This window comes from Zwartia hollandica, from assembly GCF_019923725.1.
GTDB classification, from domain to species: domain Bacteria; phylum Pseudomonadota; class Gammaproteobacteria; order Burkholderiales; family Burkholderiaceae_B; genus Zwartia; species Zwartia hollandica.
This window is the reverse complement of sequence record NZ_JAHXRI010000010.1, coordinates 582,167-607,039: the sequence shown is the minus strand read 5'-3', so window position 1 is coordinate 607,039 and position 24,873 is coordinate 582,167. Positions and strand designations below refer to the sequence as shown.

Below are 24,873 nucleotides of genomic sequence, written 5' to 3'. Positions count from 1 at the left end.
TCATAACATCCAAGTCGTCAGAAGGGCTCTATATTTAGTTCGGCTTAGAAAAGACAAGTAGTACAAAAATATAAAAAGCAGCACGAATATATAAGGAGATTGTATGAGTAGCTTCATCCGTAAATTGAGTCGTCTGACTGGCGTGGCTTTGCTATCTGCCTTGGCGTGGTCCAGTGGTGCGCAAGCACAGTACCCGAACAAGCCTATTACGATGATCATCGCCTATGCACCAGGTGGTGGCACGGACTTGGTTGCCCGATTGATTGCGCCCTACATTGAAAAATATTTGGGTAATAACGCGCGTATTGTTGTGTCCAATAAGGCAGGTGCGGGCGGTGGGATCGGTTTTGCCGAGCTAGCTAAAGCCGCACCCGATGGCTACACCATTGGCTTTTTGAACACGCCTAACTTGATCTCGATTCCAATTGAGCGCCAATCGACCTTTCACTGGAAGGACTATGACTTGATTGGTAATTTGATTGATGACCCCGGTGCCTTTACGGTGAATACATCGAGCGAGTTTAAAACCTTGAAAGACTTGGTCGTCTATGCCAAAGCTAATCCAGGTAAGGTCACGGTCGGGTCCACGGGCGTGGGCTCCGATGATCACCTCGCGATGTTGTTCTTTGAGAAAGCTGCGGGCGTTAAGTTGACCCATGTTCCCTACAAAGGATCGGGTGAAACACGTGCTGCGGTGGTGAGCGGTCAGTTGGTGGTCGGTGCGATTAACGTGGGTGAGGCCCTGGCTTACATCAAAGGCGGCTCACCGATGCGTATGATTGGTCAGATGTCACTTAAGCGTACGGTATTAGCGCCTGACACCCCAACGTTTGCGGAGCAGGGCTACAACATGGAAAGTGCCTCGCTGCGCGGGTTGGCAGCACCGAAGGGCTTGCCACCTGAGATTCGCGATCGCTTAGTGAAGGCTGTTGCGCAGGCGGCGGCAGATCCTGAGTACATCAAAAAGGCGGGTGAGTTGTTTGCACCAATCCGTTATCTGGCACCGCCTGCGTATGCAAAAGAACTGGCGGATACAGAAAAGATGTTGCAACAACTATGGAAGGATATGCCCTGGAAGGAGTGAGGTATCCGGCTTGACTTCAAACCAGCCGCGCAAGCCATTCGACAAACGGATTGCTTGCGCGTGAGATAGATCACTCAGGCGCAGGACGGCCTCCTGCACCTGACTTGATTGCAGCAGGCGTGCACGCATCGTGCCGCCTAGCAAACCGCAGTGCAAGGGAGGCGTGAGCCACACGCCTTTGCTCAGCAAATAGATGTTTGAGCGACTGCCCTCACATAATTCTCCCCGTTCATTGATAAAAATCTGATCGAAGTACGCGGGGTGCATGCTGAGCCATTCGGCAGTGACGTCATACCAGGGACGATGTGTAGTTTTGTGCTGAAGCAGGGGCTCTTGGCTCTTGAGCACCACAGGAGACAGCGCAATCAGCGGTGTGCCGAACAGTGCGCCTAAGGGCACCGCTTGCATCGAAAGCACGCCTGATGCGCTAAGTAACAATCTCACGCGAAGCGATTTGCCTGTGTGCGCCGAGCAAGTAGTTTTGATGGCCTCAATCACAGCCGAGTCGCCGGGATAAGAATAGCCAAGCGCTTTTGCAGAGCGAGCAAGACGCATTAAATGCTCGGGGATTAAATCAATGGTACCCGCTTCATCAGCGTGCATCGTTTCTATCAGATCGGGTGTTGGCTTAGTCATCTGTTTAGTTTTAAGCGAGTATGCGCGCCTTCCAGTGGCATTCTTCCCACTCCTGTTCGGGGTCAGAGTCATAGACGATACCGCCACCAACATGATAGAGGCCAGTGCCCTTCTGTGCATCAAGGACCAAGGTGCGAATCGCCACGTTCAAGGAGAAATCTCCATTAGGAGCTAGCCATCCAACGCTACCGCAGTAAAGTCCGCGCGGTGAAGCCTCTGTCTCTTGTATGCGCCGCATGGCAGCGATTTTTGGTGCGCCCGTCACAGAGCCACAAGGGAAGAGGGCTCTTAAAATTGCTTCTAGATCCGTGCCAGGTGCGACGCGGGCCTGAACGGTCGAAGTCATGGTCCAAACCGAGGGGTATTTCTCGAGGGAAAATAGTGGGTTTGCTGTGACGCTACCAGCGAGAGCGACACGACCCAGATCGTTGCGCAATAGATCAACGATCATGAGGTTCTCTGCCCGATTTTTGGCGCTCGCTACCAAGCCTTGCCTGAAGGCATGATCCTCAGCGGGATCCGTTGAACGTGGTGCAGTACCTTTCATGGGGCGGGTCGTCAGGCAGTCGCCGGTTCGTGCCAAAAACAATTCAGGTGAGAAGGACAGCACGGTGCGCATACCGTCTTCGATAAAAGCGGCATGTCCGACAGGGTGCTTGTTCGCGATGCGTTTGTAAAGTGTGGAGGGATCTCCCCGCAGCTGAACCAACATCGGAAACGTCGCATTTATTTGATAAACCTCGCCTTGAGCAATCCATTGACGGATTTTCTGAATGCGATCGATGTAAGCATCCTTCGAAAGAAGGGAAGCTACGTTTTCAATCGCCGCAGAATGCTCGTGCTTGCTAGTCTGGAGGGCCTCGCCCCAGGGCGCCTCGAGCATCATTTTCGCAAACACGAGAGCGGTCAGGCGCGGCGAGGAGTCCTGCGTGCGTTCAGAACGGGTGTCGTTTGCATGGACCTCTAGTGTTGGCTCAAGCCATTCCCCTAATTCGTAGTCCAGCAAAAGTGCAATCCAGTGACCGTCTTTTTTGGCTTGTGCGATGCGTACAAAGGCCTGGGGTAGTTCTTGTTGCGAGCGCGCTTCAATGCGGTAGAGCGGCTCTGACAAGACCCGCGCCTCACCCGCTAAGCGGTCTTCAAAGCGACAGTGCGTCATGTGCGGGTCATGAACTCGTGAAGGACATCACCCGTATGCGAGCGCTTGCGAGCGCCTGCGACTTGCTCGGGCGTCCCTTCGATGACAAGACGACCTCCGCCCGAGCCACCCTCTGGGCCGAGATCCAGCAACCAGTCCGCCTCGGCGATGATGTCTAGGTTATGTTCGATCACCACCACGGTGTTTCCAGCTTCGACCAAACGATGCAGTACGCGGATGAGCTTCTCCACATCAGCCATGGAGAGCCCGACAGTGGGCTCGTCCAGTACATAGAGCGTGTGAGGCAACCGTGAGGCTCTGCCAGTCGTGATGACACCTTCTGTCATACGCGCTTTTGCAAGCTCGGTCACAAGCTTGATCCGTTGCGCTTCACCGCCAGATAGTGTGGGCGAGGGTTGTCCTAGCGTCAGGTAGCCGAGTCCAACATCTTGCATGAGTTGCAGAGGATGGCGAATCTTTGGGTGTGCAGCAAAATAAACGATCGCGTCATCCACTTCCATCGACAGTACCTGACCTGCATGTTTTTCTCGCATGCGTACCGCGAGCGTATCGGTGTTGAAGCGCGCTCCGCCGCACGCATCGCAGGGTACTTTGATGTCGGGTAGGAAGCTCATTTCGAGCGTGCGCATGCCTTGGCCTTCACAGATCGGACAGCGACCATCGCCTGTATTGAACGAGAAGCGGCCAGCACCCCAGCCACGAATGCGCGCCTCGTTCGTTTCAGCGAACTGTTTGCGTACGTCATCCCAGAAACCAATGTAAGTCGCTGGGCAGGAGCGTGGGGTCTTACCAATTGGCGTTTGATCCACTTCTAAAACTCGATCGAGCGCTTGCCAACCGCTAATGTCTTCGCAGCCCTGCCAGGCGGGAGTGCCACGCACCGACAATGCCACCGAGAGATTGTCGAGCAGCACTTCGCGCGCGAGGGTTGATTTACCCGAGCCCGAGACGCCTGTGACAACGCTCAAGCGACCGATTGGAAAGTGAGCGTCGACATGTCGGAGGTTATGTAGCTTTGCACCTTTTACCGTCAACATCGGAAGGTCTTTGGTGACGGGACGCCGCGGTTGTAGCGGGTGCTTGAGGGGCTCGCGTAAGTACCGACCCGTTGTGGATTCAGGTGCATCCATTAAATCTTGTAGCGTGCCTTGGGCGACGACGCGTCCACCACGCACGCCTGCACCCGGCCCGATATCAATGACATGTTCAGCACGTCGAATCGTATCGTCGTCGTGCTCTACGACGACCAAGGTATTTCCATTTTTCTCGAGTTTGGATAGGGCACCCAACAAAATGCGATTGTCGCGAGGGTGCAGTCCAATCGTTGGCTCATCCAATACATAGCAGACGCCTTGCATGTTGGAACCGAGTTGCGCAGCAAGCCTGATGCGTTGGGCTTCTCCGCCCGATAAAGTCGGTGCTGCACGGTCAAGAGCCAAATAGCCCAAGCCGACTTCTTGCATGAATTGCAGTCGCCCGCGAATTTCACTTAGGATATCGCGTGCAATTTCTGCATCGCGCCCGCGTAAGACGAGTCCGGTGAAGAAAGTATGCGCATCCGATACTGCAAGACCTGCGAGCTCGGCAATCGATTTTTCACGCCAGAGTACGGAGCGCGATACTGGATTTAAGCGCGCGCCATGACACTGCGTACAGACTCTAGTCTCGCCCTCATAGGATGCGTTCCACGCGTTTTCCTCGCCGGTTTGTTCTGCGTCGAACCCTTGAAGCTGAAGCCCTGTGCCAAAGCAGCCGGTACACCAGCCGTGTTTCGAGTTGTACGAGAACATGCGCGGATCTGGTTCAGGGAAACTCGTGCCGCAGCTCGGACAGGCGCGTTTAACTGAGAAGTGCGTCTGCTCAAGTGTGGCAGCCATATCGCTGTGAAGCTTGTCGAGCGGCCATACGAGGCTCATCACACCCTGGCCATGTTCGAGCGCGCTACGCACGCCTTCACGCAGAGCGGATTCGTTTTTTGATTCGACCACGAGATCGCAGACGGGTAATTCAATTGTGTGCTCTTTGAAGCGATCGAGGCGAGGCCATTTTGCCGTGCCGATAAACGCATTGTCGACACGTAAGTGGGTAAAGCCTTTGCCGGAGGCCCACTTCGCGAGGTCGGTGTAATAGCCCTTGCGTGCTGTAACAAGCGGCGCGAGCAGGCCAATACGTTGACCTTTATGGTCACGCAAGATACGAGCTACGATCTGATCCGCACTTTGCGGCTCGACGCTGACACGGCAATCTGGGCACATTTGGGTGCCGAGCTTCATGTACATCAAACGCAGAAAGTGATGGATCTCGGTCATGGTCGCGACCGTCGACTTGCGACCCCCGCGGCTGGTGCGCTGTTCAATCGCAACCGTGGGCGGTATGCCAAAGATTGCATCTACATCGGGCTTGCCAGCCGGTTGTACGATGGCACGCGCATACGCGTTTAATGATTCGAGATACCGACGTTGTCCTTCGTTAAATAAGATATCGAAAGCTAGTGTCGACTTGCCAGAGCCAGATACACCAGTGATTACCGTAAATTTATCGTGCGGAATACTCACGCTGATATTCTTTAAATTGTGTTCGCGCGCATGCAAGATATCGATTTGAGTCGCTGCGCGACGGCGTTCTTTAAGGACTGCCTGGAGGGGCTTACCAGAGGTTTCCGCGAGCGTGCTACCAATTGCGTCCGGTGTCATCGCCACGGCGTACTCACGCAACGCCTCGCCTGTATAGGAACGAGGTGCTTGCATGATATCTTCCGGGCTGCCTGCCGCAATAATTTCGCCCCCCGCGTCGCCACCTTCGGGACCCAGATCGATCACCCAGTCGGCAGACCGTATGACATCAAGATTGTGCTCGATGATTAATAAAGTGTGGCCCGCGCCGAGTAGTTTGCGAAACGCACGCATCAGTCGTGCGACATCATCAAAATGCAAACCAGTCGTGGGTTCGTCAAATAGAAACAGGCTACCTTTTTTAGCAACCTTGGCAGTCGAGATTCCGCTGCGTGCCGCCTCAGCCAGATGGCCGGCCAACTTTAGTCGCTGGGCTTCACCGCCAGATAGGGTCGGCACCGGTTGACCAAGTTTGACGTATTCCAGTCCTACGTCTGCAAGCGGAGCTAGACCGAGTTGAACATCGCGTAGGCCTTTGAAAAATTCAAGCGCTTCTGAGACAGTCATGTCTAAGACGGCATCGATCGAGGCGCGCCGACCGAGATGTTCGATCTCTACCTCGCGTACTTCTGGCCGGAAGCGCTTGCCATCGCAGTCGGGACAGCGGATGTAGATATCAGACAAGAACTGCATTTCAACGTGTTCAAAGCCTGTGCCACCGCAAGTTGGGCAACGGCCATCACCGCTATTAAAACTAAAGGTGCCTGCGGTGTAACCACGTTCACGCGCAACCGGAGCCTGGGCGAACAGCTTGCGAATGGGATCAAAGGCACCCACATAACTCGCGGGGTTGGAGCGCGCTGTTTTCCCAATTTGCGCCTGATCGACCATCACAACATCAGCGAGCTGCTCTGCACCGAGAATACGATCGAACGGGCCCGGTGATTCTGTGGGTTTGCCCATGATCTTGAGCAGCCCTGGATAGAGTACGTCCTGGATGAGAGTGGATTTGCCAGACCCAGAGACACCGGTGACGCAAACGAGTCGTCCGAGTGGAATTTCGACTGAGACGTTTTTCAGGTTATTTGCTGTCACACCTTCGAGCAATAACCTCGGCGTGTTTGCGGATACCGGCAGTGGGCGAGGTGCCTCGACCTTCAACAGGCCACCCATGTACTTGCCGGTTAAGGTTGGCGCTTCTTTCAAGGCGCTAGGGGTGCCGTCGAAGACGATCTGGCCGCCGCGTTCGCCGGGACCTGGTCCAACGTCGATCACGCGATCTGCAGCGATCATGACTTGCGGGTCATGTTCGACGACAACGAGAGTGTTACCTGCGTCGCGCAGTCGATGCATCACTTCGACAATGCGGTGAATATCTCGCGGATGCAGACCGATCGATGGTTCATCCAGTACAAAGAGTGTGTTAACGAGAGACGTGCCTAACGCCGTTGTCAGGTTGATGCGCTGCACTTCGCCGCCTGACAAAGTGCGACTTTGTCGGTCTAGTGTGAGGTAACCAAGTCCGACATCACAGAGGAATTTGAGTCTGGCTCGCACCTCCGTTAATACAAGATCCATCGCTGCATCTAAGCTGCCGGCAAACCTGACAGTGCCTGCGAATTCGCGCAACTGCACGATCGGTGTCAACATCAGGTCTTGAATGGACCTGCCATCGATGCGCCACAGCAAGGCGTCGGGCTTAAGTCGTGCACCTTTGCAAGTGGGGCAGGGGGTGTAGCTGCGATACTTCGACAACAGCACGCGCACGTGCATTTTGTAGGACTTGGTCTCGAGCCAGTCAAAGAAACGTTGCACGCCATACCACTGTGTTTTCCAGGCTTGATTGCCGCCTTTCCAAAGCGGATCGCCATGCAGGACCCACTCCTGGTGCTCGGGCGGTAAGTGCTTCCAGGGCGTATTGGTCGAAACGTTCGCGCGCTTGGCGTATTTTTCTAGTTCGACTTGGCATTCTTTGTAACTTGGCGTTTGCCATGGTTTGATGGCACCGCCTTCCAGCGTTTTGTTCTCGTCAGGAATAACCAAGCCAAAGTCGATTCCGATCACGCGTCCAAAGCCACGGCAGGTCTCGCACGCACCAAGCGGTGAGTTAAAAGAGAAGGTGCTTGGGAGGGGGTCGCTATAGCTAATATTGCAGTCTGCGCAATGGAGTTTGTCGCTAAATTTCCAGACCTCTGTGTCCTGCCCGTCTTGATCAAGGGCGTGTACAGCGATGAGGCCATTGCCCATTTTCAGGGCGATGTCCAGTGCTTCCATGACACGCGAAGTGTCTGCCCCTGCCATACGAAAGCGGTCTTGCACCACGCGTAAGGTTCGTAATGTCGGGGACAGCATCGCCGTCTTCTTTTTGTTGGACTTTGCGGGAGCCTTCGTCGCGGCGCTTGCTGCAACGACCTCTGTTTGCGTCGGACCCTCATCGGCATGGACCCGTGTATAACCTTGCTGATCTAAGAAGCCTCGGACCTCTTCTTCGCTAAAGTTTGCCGGTACCTGGACTGGGAAAGTAATGACCAGTCTTGGATCGCTCGCCTTTGCTGCGCGCGCAGTGATGGCGCTAAAGATTGAAGCCGTACTGTCGCGACAAACGGCTTGACCACACCCGCGGCACATTAACTGCGCGCCACGCGCAAAAAGTAATTTCAGATGGTCATTGAGCTCGGTCATTGTGCCAACCGTGCTGCGCGAGCTGCGCACTGGGTTGGTTTGATCAATGGCGATTGCAGGCAAAATGCCTTCAATCTTGTCGACCACAGGCTTATCCATGCGATCGAGAAACTGTCGGGCGTAGGGCGAGAAGGTTTCGACGTAGCGCCGCTGTCCTTCGGCGTACAAGGTATCGAAGGCCAAGGAGCTTTTGCCCGAGCCGCTGACGCCAGTTATGACGGTCAGTTCCCCTGTATTTAGGGTGACATCGAGATTTTTTAGGTTGTTCTGGCGAGCGCCAGTAATGCGAATAGTGGGGTTCATGTCGCAATCATAGAGCGGGCTAGCCGAGCTGGGGTCTCTTGTCCAAGCGATAACCGGGTCAAATTTAGGGTAATATAGTGAGTTCCCTACCGGAGAATAGCTATGGCTTCAGAAACAAAACGTACGCGTCGCAACACTCTCGAGCGCCGTTGCTTGGGCAAGGCCTTCAAGCGCCTGTTCGTCAACGCTCCCAAAGGCGTGTTCAAAATGCTCGAGAAAGTCAAGAAAGCCTGAGTATTGGCATATTGACTGGTCTTTGCAGCGTTCTGCGTAGACCAAAATGATTTAAGTGAAAGGCCGCTGACGATGTCAGCGGCCTTTTTGCTTTTGACCTGGCGGGGACTGACTTGACTCGGTGGGCAGATCGGTTGACTATCCTAGGAGCGTAAAAGAGAACGCATACGAACGCTAGTCACAATAAACATAAATCGGAGATACAAAGCATGAGCGGGTCAAAACGTTGGGTAAATCGTCCTGAAGGATCGACATGGGGTGATTTTGGACCGGACGACCAACGGGGTCGCATCAATCTCTTGACGCCAGCCAAGCTCAAGCAGGGCATCGCTGAAGTCAAAGAGTTTCAACCTTTCTGTCTGAGCCTGCCACTGGACTTACCCGGTGGCAATTTGCTCAACCCCAGACGTTTTCCCCCAGTCATTCGTCCAACGCTTCGTGGTGATCGTCCGAATATGAATTACGGTTTGTTTCGCGATAACGAATTACACACTGACGTCATCAGTGATGATTTGGTCGTGATGCACCTTCAGTATTCAACGCAATGGGATAGCTTGGCGCATGTCGGTTCCCGTTTTGATGCGAACGGTGATGGGATTGCCGAGTCGGTCTATTACAACGGCTATCGCGCGGGTGACGACATCCAAGGCCCAACCGATGCGAAAGACGCGGGCGTCCCCCAACCTGGCGATCAGAGGTCGACCTCGAATGCCACGGCCTTGGGTATACAAAATATGGCGGAGTCTTGCGTGCAGGGGCGCGGTGTGATGCTCGACTTTCACGCACACTTTGGAAACAAGCGCGAGATCATTGGCTATGACACTCTGATGCGTGTCATGGAGAAAGATAAGGTGGTTGTCGAGCCTGGCGATATGGTGTGTTTGCACACAGGCTTTGCACAAATGCTCATGGATATGAAGGGTAAGCCTGACCTGCATACCTTGGAAACAAGCTGCGCAGCCTTGAACGGTCGGGACCAAAAACTATTGAACTGGATCACCGACAGTCAGTTGGTGGTGTTGATGGCCGATAACTATGCCGTCGAGCATTACCCTGCAGTTGATCACGTGGGTTGTTGCGCGACCTTGCCATTGCATGAGCACTGTTTATTCAAGCTCGGCGTGCATCTGGGTGAGATGTTTTATCTCACGCCTCTTGCCAAATGGTTGCGTGAGCATGGCCGCAATCGTTTCTTGTTGACGGCACCACCACTGCGTTTGCCGGGAGCAGTGGGTTCCCCGTCGACGGCCGTTGCAACGGTTTAAGACGCTTATCGGTAAGTGTATGGATCGCACGCCCTCAAAGCTCTGAGGGCGTTTTTTTGAGAGCAAAATGAAAAAAATTATCAGAATTGGATCTGGCGCCGCCTGGTGGGGTGACCGAGTAGAGCCTGCAGCGCTCAATGCAGAGAAAGGTGATTTAGATTACTTGTGTTTTGAGACCATGGCCGAGGCCACGGTGTCGGCCGCGCAGGTGCGCGCACGGCGTGACCCTAGTTTCCCAGGCTATGACACATACCTCGATGACCGTATGCGTGCCGTATTGCCAGCCTGCATGGCCCGCGGCACAAAGATTATTAGCAACCAAGGTTGGATTAACCCAGACGCAGCGGCACAGCGTGTGGTGTATTGGCTCAAGGAGTTTGGTTATACCGGCGTTAAAGTTGCCGCGGTCAATGGCAGTCTGATCACGGAGCATGTGCTTGAACTGACCGACACCATTCTTGAAAACGGCAAGCCTACTGCGAGTCTGCAGTCAACGTTGATTTCTGCCGAAGTCTATCAAGGGGCTGAGCCAATCGTGCAAGCCCTACAGGCGGGCGCCCAAATCGTGATCACTGGCCGTGTAGCGGACCCCTCGATATTTTTAGCGCCCATGATGTTTGAGTTTGGCTGGGATCCCCTAGATCACGTCAAGCTAGGTCAAGGGACTGGGATTGGACACATTCTGGAGTGCGGTGCGCAAGCAACGGGAGGCTATTTCGCAGACCCAGGGTTTAAAGACGTGCCAGAGCCTTGGAATTTTGGTTTTCCGATTGCTGAGGTCAGTCCGGATGGAAGCGCTGTGATCAGCAAAGTTGCCGGAACGGGCGGGGCGGTCACGCTGCAAACAATTAAAGAACAACTGTTGTATGAGGTACATGACCCCTTTAATTATTTAACGCCTGATGTGGTGGTGGATTTTTCGACCGCTGTGCTTGAGCAAGTCGGCGCCGATCGCGTGAAGGTTAGTCACATCGGCGGCAAGCCTCGCACGCCCACCTTAAAGGTGTCGATTGGTTGCACCGAAGGGTTTATCGGGGAAGACATGTTTTTTTACGCCGGCCCCGGAGCCTTGCGTCGCGCGCAGCTCGCCAAGAGGATTTTGGAAGAGCGCTTCAAGATTGTGAAGCTCGAGGCAGAGGACATTCGAATCGACTACCTTGGCTTGAATGCGATCCATGGCGATGCAACGCCGAAAGACGCGCCTGAGCCCTATGAGGTGGCTGTGCGTGTAGCTGCGCGCACAAAGACACGAGAGCAGGCGGCCAAAGTCGGCCGTGAGATTGATGGCATGGCGGTATCCGGTATTGCGCACACCGGCAAGCGCGTGCCGCATCAGGATCGCACTCGGGAAGTCATCGGCGTCTGGTCTTCGCTGGTGCCTCGCGAACGCGTAACCCCTTCAATAAATTATTTTGTGAGTTGAGCCATGAAAGTAAAACTTCAACATGTTGCGCATGCCCGCTCTGGGGATAAGGGCGACACCTCGAATATCGCCGTCTTTGCCTACACGCCCGAGCTATATCCGCTCTTGAAGGAGCAACTGACTGCGGAACGGTTCAAGGCTTTTTATTCAGGCGCTATTAAAGGCGCAGTGACGCGCTATGACGTGGACCAACTGCACGCAATGAATTTTGTGGCGCAAGGGGCGCTTGGGGGAGGAGTCTCGCGCAGCCTGTGTCTTGATAATTATGGCAAGGCGTTATCCGCCGCGGTGTTGAATTTTGAGTTAGAGGTGCCCGAGGGGTTAAGGCCCCAGCTACGAGGGCAACATCTTTTACCCAAGGCTTGATGCCTTACTTACGTCAAACCATTAGTCCATCATCAACGGAGAAGAGACATCAATCATGAAAAAAAATAATCGTTTCAAATGGCTAGGGATATTCACTTCGGTACTCGCCGCTGGGGTGCTTGGGTCTTCAGGTGCGGCGGCGCAAACTGCCTTTGCTGACCGTCCGATTCGAATCGTGGTGCCTTACCCGGCTGGGGGGACAACAGACTTATTGGCTCGTGCCGTGGCGCCCAGGCTCGGCGAGCGCCTTGGACGCACTGTCGTGATCGATAATCGTCCTGGGGCCGGGGGTGTGATTGGGTCGCAGCAAGTGGCGAAATCACCCGCGGATGGGCATTCGTTGGTCTTTGCCAGTATCGCTTCGCACGGAATTATTCCGGCCCTGCAAACGCCGCCACCTTATGATCCCGTGACAGATTTTGTTCCGATCAGCTTGGTTGCTAGTACGCCTAATGTTTTGCTCGCCAATACTAATTTGCCGGTACAGAATCTGAAAGAGCTCATCGCGCTGGCTAAGGCCAAGCCAGGCACTATCAATTTCGGTTCGACCAGTCATGGCGGCTCCCCGCACATGAGTGGCGAACTCTTTAAGTCGATGGCAGGGCTTGACATCGTGCATGTGCCTTACAAAGGTGGCTCGCCAATGCTTGTGGACTTAATTGGCGGTCAAGTCAGTGTCGGTATTGATAACTTGCCGTCCTCAATGGCCTTCATTAAGTCGGGTAAGGTTCGCGCACTGGCGGTCACAACAACCAAGCGTTGGCCGGGTGCCCCCGAGATCCCAACCATGGCTGAGGCAGGCGTGCCTGGTTACGATGTGTCGGCCTGGTTTGGCTTGATGGCGCCTGCCGGAACGCCCCAGCCTTTGGTGGATGAGCTGAGCCGTCATTTAATGGCCATTTTGCGCACGCCTGAAATTGAAAAGCAGTTTTTCGACTTGGGTGCGCAGCCGGTTGGCGATACGCCAGCGCAATTTAAGGCATTTATTGTTGGTGAGCGCGACAAATGGAGTGGGGTGGCAAAGTCCAACAACATCAAGCTGAACTAAGCGCAAACCCGTAGTTATATGTTCATTGTTGACGCCCCTGAGCGGATGGGGCAAACTGAGACCGTTACTGAACTTTTCTTAAGGACCGAGCCATGCGTCGATCACTTATCGCTGCCGCGTTGACAGCAGCTTTTTTGTTTCCAGCCATAGGAAGTGCCAAAACCTTCAAATGGACTAGCCAGGGCGATATTCTGACCCTTGACCCACACTCTCAAAACGAAGGCCTGAATATTGCCGCCAACTTATGGGTGTATGACCCCTTGCTTGCCTACAACGACAAGTTTGAAGTGGTCCCCTCCTTGGCCGTTTCTTGGGAGCAGGTCAATCCTTCCCTTTGGCGCTTCAAGCTGCGTCCGAACGTAAAGTTTCATGACGGCTCCGCGTTTACCGCGGATGACGTTGTGTTTTCGATTAAGCGCGCCATGGCGCCTTCCTCTCAGTTCAAGTCCTACGTTGCTGGTATCAGTGATGTCAAGGCGATTGATCCTCTAACGGTCGAAATCGCAACAGCAGGCCCGAACCCTGTGTTGCTTCGCCAACTCCCTTCGCTTGGTATCATGAGCAAGGCATGGGCTGAAAAGAACAACGCTACGCTACCTCAAGACTTTAATAAGAAAGAGGAAAGTTACGCTGCACGTCATGCGATGGGCACCGGGCCGTATATTCTCAAAACCCGTGAAGTCGACATCAAAACGACCTATGCAGAGAACCCGAACTGGTGGGGCAAGCCCACGAAGACGGGCAACGTGACGGAAATCATCTACACACCAATTAAACAAAACGCGACACGCACCGCAGCGCTGCTGTCAGGTGAGGTTGACTTTGTGTTGGATCCTCCTGCACAAGACTTGGATCGCTTACGCAAGCAAGTTAAAGTCATCGACGGTAACGAAAACCGTACGATCTACTTTGCAATGGATGTAAAGAGTCCAGAACTTAAGTACAGCAACATCAAGGGCAAAAATCCGATGCAAGATGTGCGTGTGCGCGAGGCTCTGTATCGCTCGATCGATATTGAAGCGATCAAGAAGTCCGTCATGCGAGGAATGTCCTTGCCTACAGGCGCTATGATTTCCCCGCAGGTTCATGGCTATTCAGACGCAATGGGTAAGCGTGTTCCTTATGACGTTGAAAAAGCCAAGGCTTTGCTTAAAGAGGCGGGCTACGAAAACAATCTCGAGTTCACTTTAGATTGCCCGAATAATCGCTACATTAATGACGAAGCCATTTGCCAAGCTGTCGTAGCGATGTGGGCGCGTGCTGGCGTGAAGGCAAAATTGAACGCAATGCCTCGTGCGACCTTCTTCCCGAAGATTGCGAACGGTGACTTCAGTGTCTACTTGTTTGGTTGGGGCGTTCCGACGTTTGATGCTTACTACACACTTGAATCTTTGATTCGTAGCAAGGGTGAGGGTGCAGCCGGTGCGTTTAACTATGGTGGTTATTCCAATCCCAAAGTTGATGCGCTGATTGATGCGGTAAAGACCGAGGTCGATGATGCTAAACGCACTGCGATGATTCGTGAGGCGTTCACAATCCATGCCAAAGAGTTCGGCACGATACCTCTGCATGACCAAGTGATTCCTTGGGCAATGAAGAAAAATGTCGAAATTGTTCACCAGCCTAACAATCGCCCGGTTGTTGAGCGCATCACGATTAAGTAATCCACTCAGACGCCCAGGCTACACGATCGTAAGCCTGGGCGTCGGATGACTTTGCCTCTGTACTGAGAATCCATGTTTGCTTTTATTTTGCGCCGGTTAATCCAAGCCGTTGGCGTCATGTTGGCAGTTGCACTGCTGGCGTTCATCTTGTTTCAATATGTCGGTGATCCAGTCATGATCATGCTGGGCCAGGAGGGCACGCCGGCCGAGCGCGAACAGCTGCGTCAGTCTCTTGGGCTTAATGATCCGGTTGTTGTGCAGTTCTATCACTTTCTTACCAATGCAATACAAGGCGATTTTGGATTGTCTCTACGTCAAGGTCAAAAGGTGTCGCTTTTGCTGCGTGAGCGTTTGCCCGCTACGCTTGAGTTGTCAATTGCAGCTGCATTGATTGCGTTGGTGGTTGGAGTTCCGCTGGGTGTGTATACCGCACTCAAGCGTCATGGCAAGCTATCCCAAGCGCTGTTGGCCTTCTCCCTGTTTGGTGTGTCGTTGCCGACCTTCCTGATTGGCATTTTGTTAATTCTGATTTTTTCTGTACAGCTTGGATGGTTGCCCAGCTACGGGCGCGGGGACACAATTCGTCTTGGCTGGTGGTCCACCGGCTTGTTCACCGCAAGTGGTTGGCACCATTTAATTCTGCCCGCTGTCACGCTTTCGCTTTTTCAAGTGGCTCTGGTGATGCGACTCGTGCGTTCTGAAATGCTCGAAGTGCTACGTGCTGATTACATTAAGTTTGCACGCGCACGTGGTTTAACGAAGCGTGCCATTCATTTCGGTCATGCCTTAAAAAATACGCTAGTCCCAGTGATCACAATCATGGGCCTGCAATTGGGTGGCATTATTGCGTTCGCGATCGTGACTGAAACTGTCTTCCAGTGGCCGGGGATGGGCTTGCTCTTTATTCAGGCTGTTCAGTTCGCCGATATTCCAGTGATGGCGGCTTATCTTTGTTTGATATCTTTGATTTTTGTTGTGATTAATTTGACCGTTGATCTTCTCTACTTTGCCGTCGACCCGCGTTTGCGTGTAGGTTTAGGTAAATCAGGCGGGGGTCACTAATGCGCGCAGCACTTGCACGTTTTTGGGATGGGGATCTGGCTTGGTCCTGGCGTCACACGCCGGTTGCGATGTTAGCAACGTTTTTGTTGATCACCTTATTGGTGGCGGCTTTTGGTGCGCCCTGGATCGCACCGCATAACCCCTTCGATCTGGCAACGATTGACTTACTTGATGCGCTCAAGCCGCCGGTTTGGCTGTCTGACGGCACGACAAAGTATTTGCTCGGGACCGACAGCCAAGGGCGCGACATGCTTTCAGCGCTGATGTATGGCACCAAGGTGTCGTTATTGATTGGTTTGGCTGCAGTGGCTGGTGCGATGTCTTTGGGCATCGTTCTCGGATTGATTTCTGGTTACGCAGGTGGTCGCATTGACGCGTTAATTATGCGCGTTGCCGATGTGCAACTGTCGTTTCCAGCAATCTTGATTGCCTTGTTGATCGATGGTGTTGCGCGGGCCGTTGTTCCAGGCGATATGCATGAGGTGATTGCTTTTCCCGTGTTGGTAGGAGCGATTGCGCTGGCGGGTTGGCCGCAGTATGCACGTACGGTGCGTGGCTCTACTTTGGTTGAGAAGAATCGCGAATATGTGCAGGCGGCCCGGGTCATTGGCATTTCGTCGCCCGTTATTATGTTTCGCCATGTGTTGCCGAATGTGTTGGGACCGGTGCTCGTTTTGGCGACGGTGCACTTGGCAACTGCGATTATCACCGAGGCGACGCTTTCATTCTTGGGTGTGGGTGTGCCGCCCACTTCCCCGTCCTTAGGTACGCTCATCCGGATTGGAAATGATTTCCTTTTTTCCGGGGAATGGTGGATCACGATTTTTCCTGGTGCGGCCCTGGTGCTGTTAGTGCTGTCTGTCAACCTATTAGGGGATTGGCTTCGTGACGCCTTGAATCCCCGTTTGAGTTGAGGACACCCATGTCGAATATTCTAGAAATTAAAGAACTGAGTGTTGAGTTTCCAACACGTCGCGGCACGCTCAAAGCTTTGAATGAGGTGTCGTTCTCGATCGCTGCCGGTGAAGTAGTCGGTGTGGTTGGCGAGTCGGGGGCAGGAAAATCCTTGACCGGTGCCGCAATTATTGGCTTGCTTGAACCTCCAGGTCGTATTTCGGGGGGTCAAATACTGCTGGAGGGTCGGCGCATTGATCAGCTTTCTGACGAGGACATGCGCCGTATTCGTGGACGTGAAATCGGAGCGATTTTTCAGGATCCGCTCACATCCCTGAATCCGCTATACACCGTTGGTCACCAGATCGCAGAGACGATCGTCACGCACTTGCCAATGACTTGGACGCAAGCGCGTAACCGTGCCATTGAATTATTGGAAGCAACCGGCATACCGGCGGCGCGTGAACGCATCGATCACTATCCTCATCAGTTTTCGGGTGGAATGCGTCAGCGCGTGGTGATTGCGTTGGCTTTGGCTGCCCAGCCGAAGCTGATTGTTGCGGATGAGCCGACGACGGCGCTTGACGTGTCGATCCAAGCGCAGATCATTGAGCTGCTAAAAAAGATGTGTCGCGAACAAGGTGCGGCCGTGATGCTGATTACCCATGACATGGGCGTCATTGCTGAGACCGCAGATCGCGTCGTCGTCATGTACGCGGGTCGCGTCGCCGAGATCGGTAAAGTGCGCGATGTGATTCATGCGCCCCGCCATCCCTATTCTGTCGGGTTGATGGGCTCTATCCCTTCGATTCATCAGCATGTTGAACGTTTGGTTCAGATTGATGGCAGCATGCCTAGACTGACGGCGATTCCGGCTGGTTGTGCCTTTAATCCTCGTTGTCCTAAAGTGATGGATCGTTGTCGGGCCGAACGCCCTGAATTGCAGCAACTGGGAACTTCTCAAGCGGCTTGTTGGCTTCATCCTGCTCAGGAGGTTGTATGACGACTCAGCGAGCGTTGGTAGAAGTTAAAGATGCTGCGCGTTGGTTTGATGTGTCGGCACCTTGGTTAGAGCGGGTGTTGTCGCGTAAGCCTCGCACACTCTTGCGTGCGGTCGATGGTGTGTCCTTCACGATTCGCAAAGGAGAGACCTTGGCTTTGGTTGGTGAGTCTGGCTGTGGCAAGTCCACCATTGCCCGTCTGCTGGTGGGTTTGTATCCACTGACACAAGGAAGTATTTTGTTTGATGGGCAGCCGCTGTCAAACATGCAGGGGCGCAATGGCCTGGCGTTGCGCAAGCGCTTACAGATGATTTTCCAAGATCCCTATGCGAGTCTGAATCCGCGCTGGCGCGTGGGACGAATTATTGCCGAACCGATCCTTGCGCATACGACGCTCACCCCTGCTGAACGTGAAGCGCGGGTAGACGCATTGTTGACGCAAGTTGGTTTACACCCCTCGGATAAAAGTAGATTTCCACATCAGTTCTCAGGCGGCCAACGGCAACGTATTTCAATTGCACGTGCGCTGGCGGTGAACCCAGAGTTTTTGGTGTGTGATGAGCCGACCTCCGCGCTCGATGTTTCGGTTCAGGCGCAGGTTTTGAATATCATGAAGGACTTACAACGCAATCTTGGACTGACCTATCTATTCATTTCCCATAACCTTGCCGTCGTACATCATGTGGCGGATCGAGTGGGCGTGATGTATCTAGGTCGTATTGTTGAAATCGCAGATCGAGATACGTTGTTTGCCGATCCTAAACATCCCTACACACGAATGCTGTTGTCCGCGATTCCTGATATGACGGGACAAGGTGCGTCTCGTACACCAGTAGCTGGTGAAGTGCCCAACCCGCTCAATCCACCCTCGGGGTGTACGTTCCACCCCCGCTGTCCGTTTGTCCGTGATCTTTGTAAGACAGAGTCCCCTGTCACGCAGAACTTCAAGGGTGTCGAGATTGCCTGCCATGGGGTGACCCAAGGCTGGCCAATGCAGATTAGCGGCTAACGGCTTTAGTGAATGGAGGGCGGCCTAGGTGGGTCGTCCGCCTGCTCGCTCTGATCGGAGTCATCATCCTCCTCAAGCTCCTCGAGCAGTTCTAGATCAGGATCTGGCAGGGCGTCATCTGTTAAATCAAAAGGCAGTAGCTCGGCAAGCTCCATCGCGTAGTCGAACTCGTCGCCGTTCTGGTCTAGTCTGACGAAGCGCGCGTCGGGATCGTCTGTGATTTGAACCGCCCAAAGATACTGGCAGTCATAGACTTCCGTATCCAGGTCCAACCCGCCGCGATTGCCGACAAAGCGTGCGCCTGGACCGCCCATCTGGACCTGCGTGGCCTTTTCGTCGGGGGTCTCATCTACGCCAAGCGGAATTGCAAAAATCACCCACTCTGCGTCGTCGTCCATCCCTATTTCAGCAAGTACCGATTTGCCCATGTAAGCACTCAGGCCATCAGCTGTTTTACCCAGCATGGACAGTTCTTGTTCGGTAAAACGTAGTGCGTGGTCAGGGGTCGTCATTATTTGATTCAAAATTTAGAGATCACAGCCGTCATCATAGCCTTTTGATCACTGCGGAGTGGTCCGAAGCGGCTGCCTAAGCTCTACAATAGGACATCTCTGTTCTATTCATTGTTGGACTTATGGCTCAATACGTATACACCATGCATCGCGTGGGCAAAGTGGTTCCACCCAAGCGCCAAATCCTGCGGGATATCTCCCTGTCGTTTTTTCCAGGTGCCAAAATTGGCGTTCTGGGACTCAATGGTTCTGGTAAGTCGACGCTGCTTAAAATTATGGCCGGTGTGGACAAGGAGATTGAAGGTGAAGCCGTGCCAATGCCGGGCCTCAATATTGGCTACCTCGAGCAAGAGCCAAAGCTTAATGCAGAGCATACGGTACGCCAGGCTGTCGAAGAGGGTTTAGGTGCAGTCATGGCTGCAAAAAAACGGCTCGACGAGGTTTACGCGGCCTATGCCGAGCCTGATGCCGATTTTGATAAGCTTGCGGCGGAACAGGCTGAGCTTGAAGCCGTCATTGCGGCTGCAGCCTCGAGTGGTTCGGACGACATGGAAACGCAGATGGAGATCGCAGCCGATGCGTTGCGTCTGCCGCCTTGGGATGCGAACGTTGGCAAGCTCTCGGGCGGTGAAAAACGCCGTGTCGCGCTATGTCGTCTGTTGCTGTCCAAGCCAGATATGTTGTTACTTGACGAGCCCACTAACCACCTCGATGCGGAAAGTGTTGAGTGGCTTGAGCAATTTCTGGCGAAGTTCCCAGGCACGGTCGTTGGCGTGACGCACGACCGCTACTTCCTGGATAACGCAGCAGAGTGGATTCTGGAACTGGACCGCGGGCATGGGATCCCTTGGAAGGGCAATTACAGCTCGTGGCTTGAACAAAAAAATGATCGCCTTAAGCAGGAAGAGTCGAGCGAATCAGCCCGACAAAAGACCATCAAGAAAGAACTTGAATGGGTGCGTCAGAATGCGAAAGGCCGTCAAGCTAAGGCTAAAGCACGCATGACGCGGTTTGAAGAGCTGTCTTCGCATGAATATCAGAAGCGTAACGAGACCCAGGAGATTTTTATTCCAGTGGCAGAGCGCTTAGGTAACGACGCGATCGAGTTTGTGAATGTCTCAAAAGCGTTCGGCGATAAATTGTTATTGGATAACGTGAGCTTTCGCGTACCACCGGGTGCGATCGTTGGCATCATTGGTCCAAACGGTGCGGGTAAATCGACCCTCTTTCGTATGATCGCGGGTAAAGATACACCCGATAGTGGTGAGGTCAAGATTGGTCAGACGGTCAAGATCGCCTTCGTTGATCAGTCTCGAGACTCGTTGCCTGACGCCAAAACGGTCTTTGATTCGATCGCGGATGGTGCAGACATCTTAACGGTTGGGCGTTTTGAAATGCCGGCGCGTGCCTACTTGGGGCGCTTTAACTTCAAGGGTGCTGACCAAGGCAAACAGGTTGGCCAGTTATCGGGTGGTGAGCGTGGTCGTCTGCACCTGGCAAAAACGCTTATTACTGGCGGTAACGTTTTATTGCTGGACGAGCCATCAAACGATTTGGACGTCGAAACCTTGCGCGCGCTTGAAGATGCGTTGCTTGAGTTCGCGGGCTCGATCATGGTGATTAGCCATGACCGTTGGTTCCTTGATCGTATTGCGACACACATTCTCGCCTTCGAAGGCGATTCGCAAGTGGTCTTCTTTGATGGTAACTATCAAGAGTACGAGGCGGATAAAAAGCGACGTTTAGGCGAAGCAGGCGCAGCGCCTAAACGTATTCGTTATAAGGCGCTGAGATAAGCTAAGCCACTCATCCGCAGCGGCTTAGCTTGCTGCGGCCCAGGTGTCTTTAAGCGTGGTGACACGATTAAAGACAGGTGCGTTTGGCGTTGAATCGATTGGATCGACCACAAAGTAGCCCAAGCGCTCGAACTGCGTGACAACGCCAGGTACGAGTGCTGTGCCGGGCTCGAGGAAAGCCTTGACCACTTGCACAGAATGCGGATTCAGACAGTTGAGAAAATCACTGTCACCCGCGTCTGGGAATGGTTCTGAAAATAGTCGGTCGTAAAGTCGGATTTCTGCGGACACGGCTTGTGCCGTGCTGATCCAAGTGACATTACCTTTGACTTTAACGGCATCAGATCCTGGCGTACCGCTCTTGGTGTCTGGGTTGTACTCGGCGTGGACTTCAATGACGTTGCCTTCCGCATCCTTGACACAACCCGTGCAGGTCACCACGTAACCGTATTTCAAACGAACGCTATTGCCAGGGAATAACCTAAAGTATTTCTTTGGCGGGACTTCAGCAAAGTCTTCCCGTTCAATCCATACCTCTCGGCTCAACCCAAACTCACGCATTCCCGCCTCCGACGCATGTGGATTACGCGGCGCATGGCAGGGCTCCACATGGTCTGCAGGGAAGTTTGTGATGACGAGCTTTAAGGGGTCGAGGATCGCCACCGAGCGAAGCGCGATCGGGTCTTGATCTTCTCGCAGGGCTTGATCAAGCAAGCTGTAGTCTATACGCGAGTTGGACTTTGAAACGCCCGTGCGTTCGCAGAACAAACGCAACGCAGAGGCCGTGTAGCCCCTGCGGCGCAAGCCTGCAATGGTCGGCATACGGGGATCATCCCAGCCATTGACGTGGCCATCTTTGACAAGCTGCAGGAGCTTACGTTTGCTGGTGACGATGTAGCTCATGTTCAAGCGTGCAAACTCGTACTGATGAGGTAGAGGCTTAGCGAACAGTCCAAGCTCTTGTAGTCTATTTAGTGTCCAATCGTAAAACGGGCGCTGGTCTTCAAATTCGAGTGTGCAAATACTGTGGGTGATGCCCTCTAGCGCGTCTTCGATGGGGTGCGCGAAGGCATACATTGGGTAGATACACCAATCGTTACCCGTACGGTGGTGCGTGGCGTGGCGAATGCGATAGAGCACGGGATCGCGCAAGTTGATGTTAGGGGAGGCCATGTCGATGCGTGCCCGCAGAGCCATACTGCCATCGGCATATTTACCAGCGCGCATGTCCTGCAGCATCTGCAAGGATTCCTGCGCGGGACGGCCTCTGAAGGGAGAGTTTTTCCCGGGCTCAGTTAGCGTGCCGCGCATTAAGCGCATTTCTTCTGGGCTTTGCTCGTCAACATACGCATGACCAGCCAGGATTAGAGCCTCAGCACAGGCATACATCGTCGCAAAATAACTACTGGCAAAGAACAGGTGCTCGCTGTTACCAGATTTCCAATCAAAACCTAGCCATTTCACGGCATCGATGATTGCATCGACGTACTCTTGTTCTTCTTTTTCTGGATTCGTGTCGTCAAAGCGCAGATGACACACGCCACCATAGTCACGCGCTAATCCGAAGTTTAAGCAAATACTTTTTGCATGACCGATGTGCAGATAGCCATTGGGCTCCGGAGGGAAGCGCGTGCGGATACGCGCAAGGTCAACTTCCCCGCTGGCCTGCACAGAGGCGGGCCCAGGACCACCCGCCCAACGCTTTCCTTCAAACTTTCTGGCAGCGAGATCGGCATCGATAATGTTGCGTAGAAAATTCGTTGTAACGGGGGCGGAGGATTCTTGGGTCATACCGGTTTTTAGTGGGAAATTGGGGCATTAAAGATACATTTTGCCACGACAGACGCGATCCGACTTGGAACAGCCCAAGCGGCGGTTTAGTCCCTAGCCAGAATGGGCAGTCTAACCTTGACTTGCAGCCCGCCCGCTGGGCTCTGATCCAGAGTCAGCGTGCCTGCGTGTGCAAGCACAATTGAGTCAACCAGCGAAAGCCCAAGACCGACATTACCTGAGCGGGTGCGGGCCTCATCGAGCCGAACAAACGGCTTAAGTGCCTCCGCGCGAAGCGCTTGGGGAATGCCTTGGCCGTGATCGGACACCGTCAGTGCGGCGATTAGCCCCTCTGTTCTTAGGCTGATATGCACTGGCGGGGCGCCGTGATGTAGGGCGTTTCCAATCAGGTTGTCCAACAGGCGAGAAAGTGCTACCTGGTCAGCGTGAATGGAGGCCCGCGCGGGCGGACCCTCAAGCACAATGGTCTGACCGGTTTGCTGCCAGTTCCTAATACGTTCACGTAGCCATTGATCCAACGAGAATATGGTGAAGCGGTAGGACCCGAGGTCGGTCCCTCGTAGATAGTGAACAAACTGGTCGACGATGTGTTGCATATCTTGCAAGTCGCTTCGCATCCCTTCTTTTAGGGTCGGCTCTTCTGACATTTCGACCCGCAGCCACATGCGTGAAAGCGGTGCTTTCAAGTCGTGCGGCAGGCCTGCTAGCAGCGTGCGTTTTGTCGACTCTGAAGCGCGCAGTGCCGCTAGCATGGCGTTAAAGCGTTCGCCCAACACCCTCAGCTCAGTGGGCCCGGTTGGGTCCACGGGTGCTGGCGTGCCGGCTGCTAGCTTGTCTGTGGCTTGCATGAGGCGCGTAATAGGTCTGGTGATATGCCACGAAAACAGCACACCCACGAGCATGATGACCAGCAGGCCCATGAGCCAATAAGCAATAAGTGAGCTCGCCAGTGGTGGCTTGAGCTGCTCAAGGGGGATCACAAGCCAGTCGCGCAGGCGTCCGGGCACCGGTTCGGTAAATTGCGGAAGGGAGATGTAAAGCTCCGGTGGCTGCCCGTACGATACGGCGATACGGCTATCACCGCTTAGACGCTCGTTAAGACTTTCCAATAAGCTGTTGATGCTTCGGTCGCTCGCACTCGTGGCGCGTTCACCCTGGGCACTATCGTTTGGACGCGAAGCCGAATCGTCTGGCGCACGGTTGGTTAGCCGGCGTGTGCTTGACTGAGTATTCGCCTGTCTCTCTTGGGCAGATTGAATCCGTACCGACTCCGTGCTCGCCGGAGTCGGCCGACGCAGAAGTCTTACATCATTTGGAAGTGGGCGGGTCCATAACCGCCATTGGCCTTCCGAGGCTTGGCGCACGAATTCGGCGCGATCGGCAGGAGCTGCGTGCTCCATCGAGAAATGCAGCGCTCGAATAGTTGTGGCGATGAGGTCTAACGCGACCGTTTGTGCATGATTGCGTTGATATTGCGACACGAGGTATAGCGTCGCGACTTGCCCTGCCAGAACGCTCGCAAGCAGCAGCGCGATCAGGCGAGCGCGCAGAGATTGTGGTCCGAGTGAGAAGGTGTTTTTCAAGGTGAAAAGCGGTAGCCCGTGCCCCAGACCGTCTGAATCCAGCGAGGCTGTTTAGGGTCGTCTTCGAGCACTCGTCGCAGACGGAGGATGGCGATATCAATCGCGCGATCGCTTCGCTCGCCCGCCTCATCATCGCGTGCAAGCGTCATGAGCCGCTCGCGAGACAATGGCTTACCCGCACTTTGCAAAAGGGCCTCCAGCAGATTTATTTCACCGCCGGTGAGCTTGACGGTTTGACCATGCTTGCGCAACTGGCGCATGACTGGGTCAAAGGTAAAGTCGCCAAACGTGATGGGCGCGTTGCGTTTATGTGCGTGCGAGCTGACTTTGCGTCGCAAGACGGCTTGAATGCGGGCGAGTAACTCTCGCGGATCAAAGGGTTTTCCAACGTAGTCGTCCGCACCTGCTTCGAGTCCAATGATGCGATCGACTGACTCGTCGCGTGCCGTCAGGAGAATCACCGGAACATCTTCGCCTTGTGCCCGAAGGGTGCGCAGTGCTTCAGCCCCGTCACCACCTGGCATCATGCGATCCAAGACGAGCAGTGCAGGGGTAAAACGTTGAATTAAGGTGTCAAGATTGCGTGCGTCCGGCGCAAGCAAGGTATCAAAGCCGTGCTTGTTGAGGTAGTCGGCAAGTAACTGGCGAAGTGCCGGATCGTCGTCTACCACCAAAATTTTGGTACGCACCTCGGACATGGTTTGCAATTCCCTTTTCGTATAGTGTGCAGCGTCTTGCCCGTTTGAGCA

General features: G+C 54.0%; 19 protein-coding genes. 12 read left to right on the top strand and 7 right to left on the bottom strand.

All coding sequences use genetic code 11. The features are described from left to right. Positions 1 to 103 precede the first annotated feature (103 nt). The gene (locus tag KZZ10_RS13645) at positions 104 to 1,084 is read left to right on the top strand and encodes a Bug family tripartite tricarboxylate transporter substrate binding protein (protein ID WP_259662071.1); all 981 of its coding nucleotides are present in this window, start codon (positions 104 to 106) and stop codon (positions 1,082 to 1,084) included. Here the strand turns inward: KZZ10_RS13645 and KZZ10_RS13640 are convergent. From KZZ10_RS13640 to uvrA, 3 genes are read right to left on the bottom strand one after another with little or no spacing between them, the layout of a single operon-like run. Next, positions 1,055 to 1,720 (bottom strand): aminotransferase class IV, encoded by a 666-nt coding sequence (locus KZZ10_RS13640; RefSeq protein ID WP_259662070.1) that lies wholly within the window; start codon positions 1,718 to 1,720, stop codon positions 1,055 to 1,057. The two genes, KZZ10_RS13645 and KZZ10_RS13640, sit on opposite strands and share 30 nt — an antisense overlap. Positions 1,721 to 1,730: 10 nt before the next feature. Further along, the gene (locus tag KZZ10_RS13635) at positions 1,731 to 2,879 is read right to left on the bottom strand and encodes an aminodeoxychorismate synthase component I (RefSeq protein WP_259662069.1); all 1,149 of its coding nucleotides are present in this window, start codon (positions 2,877 to 2,879) and stop codon (positions 1,731 to 1,733) included. Next, a complete protein-coding gene (uvrA, locus tag KZZ10_RS13630) occupies positions 2,876 to 8,476 on the bottom strand; it encodes an excinuclease ABC subunit UvrA (protein ID WP_259662068.1) in 5,601 nt (1,866 codons plus the stop codon). The genes KZZ10_RS13635 and uvrA overlap by 4 nt, the downstream gene beginning before the upstream one ends. Before the next feature lie 102 nt (positions 8,477 to 8,578). Between uvrA and KZZ10_RS13625 the strand changes: the two genes are divergently transcribed. The 10 genes from KZZ10_RS13625 (at position 8,579) to KZZ10_RS13580 (ending at position 18,442) form a co-directional block, all read left to right on the top strand. Further along, positions 8,579 to 8,710, top strand: coding sequence for a hypothetical protein (locus tag KZZ10_RS13625; protein WP_259662067.1), 132 nt, complete (start codon positions 8,579 to 8,581; stop codon positions 8,708 to 8,710). Positions 8,711 to 8,919: 209 nt separating this feature from the next. Further along, the gene (locus KZZ10_RS13620; RefSeq protein ID WP_259662066.1) at positions 8,920 to 9,975 is read left to right on the top strand and encodes a cyclase family protein; all 1,056 of its coding nucleotides are present in this window, start codon (positions 8,920 to 8,922) and stop codon (positions 9,973 to 9,975) included. A gap of 67 nt (positions 9,976 to 10,042) precedes the next feature. Beyond that, the gene (locus KZZ10_RS13615) at positions 10,043 to 11,398 is read left to right on the top strand and encodes an acyclic terpene utilization AtuA family protein (protein ID WP_259662065.1); all 1,356 of its coding nucleotides are present in this window, start codon (positions 10,043 to 10,045) and stop codon (positions 11,396 to 11,398) included. 3 nt (positions 11,399 to 11,401) lie between these two features. Next, positions 11,402 to 11,764: an AtuA-related protein gene (locus tag KZZ10_RS13610; RefSeq protein WP_259662064.1), complete on the top strand. Its 363-nt coding sequence runs from the start codon at positions 11,402 to 11,404 to the stop codon at positions 11,762 to 11,764. A gap of 55 nt (positions 11,765 to 11,819) precedes the next feature. Then, entirely contained in the window at positions 11,820 to 12,812 is a 993-nt protein-coding gene (locus tag KZZ10_RS13605) for a Bug family tripartite tricarboxylate transporter substrate binding protein (protein ID WP_259662063.1), read from the top strand. 92 nt (positions 12,813 to 12,904) lie between these two features. Next, positions 12,905 to 14,476: an ABC transporter substrate-binding protein gene (locus tag KZZ10_RS13600; protein WP_259662062.1), complete on the top strand. Its 1,572-nt coding sequence runs from the start codon at positions 12,905 to 12,907 to the stop codon at positions 14,474 to 14,476. Positions 14,477 to 14,548: 72 nt separating this feature from the next. Further along, complete coding sequence (locus tag KZZ10_RS13595) at positions 14,549 to 15,538, top strand: ABC transporter permease (RefSeq protein WP_259662061.1); 990 nt, start codon at positions 14,549 to 14,551, stop codon at positions 15,536 to 15,538. Then, complete coding sequence (locus tag KZZ10_RS13590; protein ID WP_259662060.1) at positions 15,538 to 16,452, top strand: ABC transporter permease; 915 nt, start codon at positions 15,538 to 15,540, stop codon at positions 16,450 to 16,452. Before KZZ10_RS13595 ends, KZZ10_RS13590 begins: the two co-directional genes overlap by 1 nt. Before the next feature lie 8 nt (positions 16,453 to 16,460). Further along, positions 16,461 to 17,435, top strand: a complete 975-nt coding sequence (locus tag KZZ10_RS13585) for an ABC transporter ATP-binding protein (RefSeq protein ID WP_259662059.1) — start codon at positions 16,461 to 16,463, stop codon at positions 17,433 to 17,435. Beyond that, positions 17,432 to 18,442, top strand: a complete 1,011-nt coding sequence (locus KZZ10_RS13580; RefSeq protein ID WP_259662058.1) for an ABC transporter ATP-binding protein — start codon at positions 17,432 to 17,434, stop codon at positions 18,440 to 18,442. Before KZZ10_RS13585 ends, KZZ10_RS13580 begins: the two co-directional genes overlap by 4 nt. 5 nt (positions 18,443 to 18,447) lie before the next feature. Here the strand turns inward: KZZ10_RS13580 and KZZ10_RS13575 are convergent, their stop codons facing one another. Then, positions 18,448 to 18,954, bottom strand: coding sequence for a hypothetical protein (locus KZZ10_RS13575; protein WP_259662057.1), 507 nt, complete (start codon positions 18,952 to 18,954; stop codon positions 18,448 to 18,450). A gap of 122 nt (positions 18,955 to 19,076) precedes the next feature. Between KZZ10_RS13575 and ettA the strand changes: the two genes are divergently transcribed. Beyond that, entirely contained in the window at positions 19,077 to 20,750 is a 1,674-nt protein-coding gene (gene ettA, locus KZZ10_RS13570) for an energy-dependent translational throttle protein EttA (protein WP_259662056.1), read from the top strand. 24 nt (positions 20,751 to 20,774) lie between these two features. On the opposite strand, the gene KZZ10_RS13565 is transcribed toward ettA, so the two are convergent. The 3 genes from KZZ10_RS13565 to KZZ10_RS13555 all read right to left on the bottom strand — a co-directional run bounded on the left by KZZ10_RS13565 (position 20,775) and on the right by KZZ10_RS13555 (position 24,822). Then, a complete protein-coding gene (locus tag KZZ10_RS13565; RefSeq protein ID WP_259662055.1) occupies positions 20,775 to 22,541 on the bottom strand; it encodes a glutamine--tRNA ligase/YqeY domain fusion protein in 1,767 nt (588 codons plus the stop codon). A gap of 86 nt (positions 22,542 to 22,627) precedes the next feature. After that, positions 22,628 to 24,124 (bottom strand): ATP-binding protein, encoded by a 1,497-nt coding sequence (locus tag KZZ10_RS13560; protein WP_259662054.1) that lies wholly within the window; start codon positions 24,122 to 24,124, stop codon positions 22,628 to 22,630. Then, on the bottom strand, positions 24,121 to 24,822 hold the full coding sequence (locus tag KZZ10_RS13555; protein ID WP_259662053.1) for a response regulator: 702 nt from the start codon (positions 24,820 to 24,822) through the stop codon (positions 24,121 to 24,123). Before KZZ10_RS13555 ends, KZZ10_RS13560 begins: the two co-directional genes overlap by 4 nt. Between the last annotated feature and the right edge of the window lie 51 nt (positions 24,823 to 24,873).

Coding starts and splice junctions, on each gene's coding strand:
- KZZ10_RS13635 (WP_259662069.1), bottom strand. CDS start 2,879: ATGACGCACTGTCGCTTTGAAGACCGCTTAGCGGGTGAGGCGCGGGTC.
- KZZ10_RS13625 (WP_259662067.1), top strand. CDS start 8,579: ATGGCTTCAGAAACAAAACGTACGCGTCGCAACACTCTCGAGCGCCGT.
- KZZ10_RS13555 (WP_259662053.1), bottom strand. CDS start 24,822: ATGTCCGAGGTGCGTACCAAAATTTTGGTGGTAGACGACGATCCGGCA.
- KZZ10_RS13620 (WP_259662066.1), top strand. CDS start 8,920: ATGAGCGGGTCAAAACGTTGGGTAAATCGTCCTGAAGGATCGACATGG.
- KZZ10_RS13590 (WP_259662060.1), top strand. CDS start 15,538: ATGCGCGCAGCACTTGCACGTTTTTGGGATGGGGATCTGGCTTGGTCC.
- uvrA (WP_259662068.1), bottom strand. CDS start 8,476: ATGAACCCCACTATTCGCATTACTGGCGCTCGCCAGAACAACCTAAAA.
- KZZ10_RS13565 (WP_259662055.1), bottom strand. CDS start 22,541: ATGACCCAAGAATCCTCCGCCCCCGTTACAACGAATTTTCTACGCAAC.
- KZZ10_RS13610 (WP_259662064.1), top strand. CDS start 11,402: ATGAAAGTAAAACTTCAACATGTTGCGCATGCCCGCTCTGGGGATAAG.
- KZZ10_RS13600 (WP_259662062.1), top strand. CDS start 12,905: ATGCGTCGATCACTTATCGCTGCCGCGTTGACAGCAGCTTTTTTGTTT.
- KZZ10_RS13595 (WP_259662061.1), top strand. CDS start 14,549: ATGTTTGCTTTTATTTTGCGCCGGTTAATCCAAGCCGTTGGCGTCATG.
- KZZ10_RS13575 (WP_259662057.1), bottom strand. CDS start 18,954: ATGACGACCCCTGACCACGCACTACGTTTTACCGAACAAGAACTGTCC.
- ettA (WP_259662056.1), top strand. CDS start 19,077: ATGGCTCAATACGTATACACCATGCATCGCGTGGGCAAAGTGGTTCCA.
- KZZ10_RS13645 (WP_259662071.1), top strand. CDS start 104: ATGAGTAGCTTCATCCGTAAATTGAGTCGTCTGACTGGCGTGGCTTTG.
- KZZ10_RS13640 (WP_259662070.1), bottom strand. CDS start 1,720: ATGACTAAGCCAACACCCGATCTGATAGAAACGATGCACGCTGATGAA.
- KZZ10_RS13605 (WP_259662063.1), top strand. CDS start 11,820: ATGAAAAAAAATAATCGTTTCAAATGGCTAGGGATATTCACTTCGGTA.
- KZZ10_RS13615 (WP_259662065.1), top strand. CDS start 10,043: ATGAAAAAAATTATCAGAATTGGATCTGGCGCCGCCTGGTGGGGTGAC.
- KZZ10_RS13585 (WP_259662059.1), top strand. CDS start 16,461: ATGTCGAATATTCTAGAAATTAAAGAACTGAGTGTTGAGTTTCCAACA.
- KZZ10_RS13580 (WP_259662058.1), top strand. CDS start 17,432: ATGACGACTCAGCGAGCGTTGGTAGAAGTTAAAGATGCTGCGCGTTGG.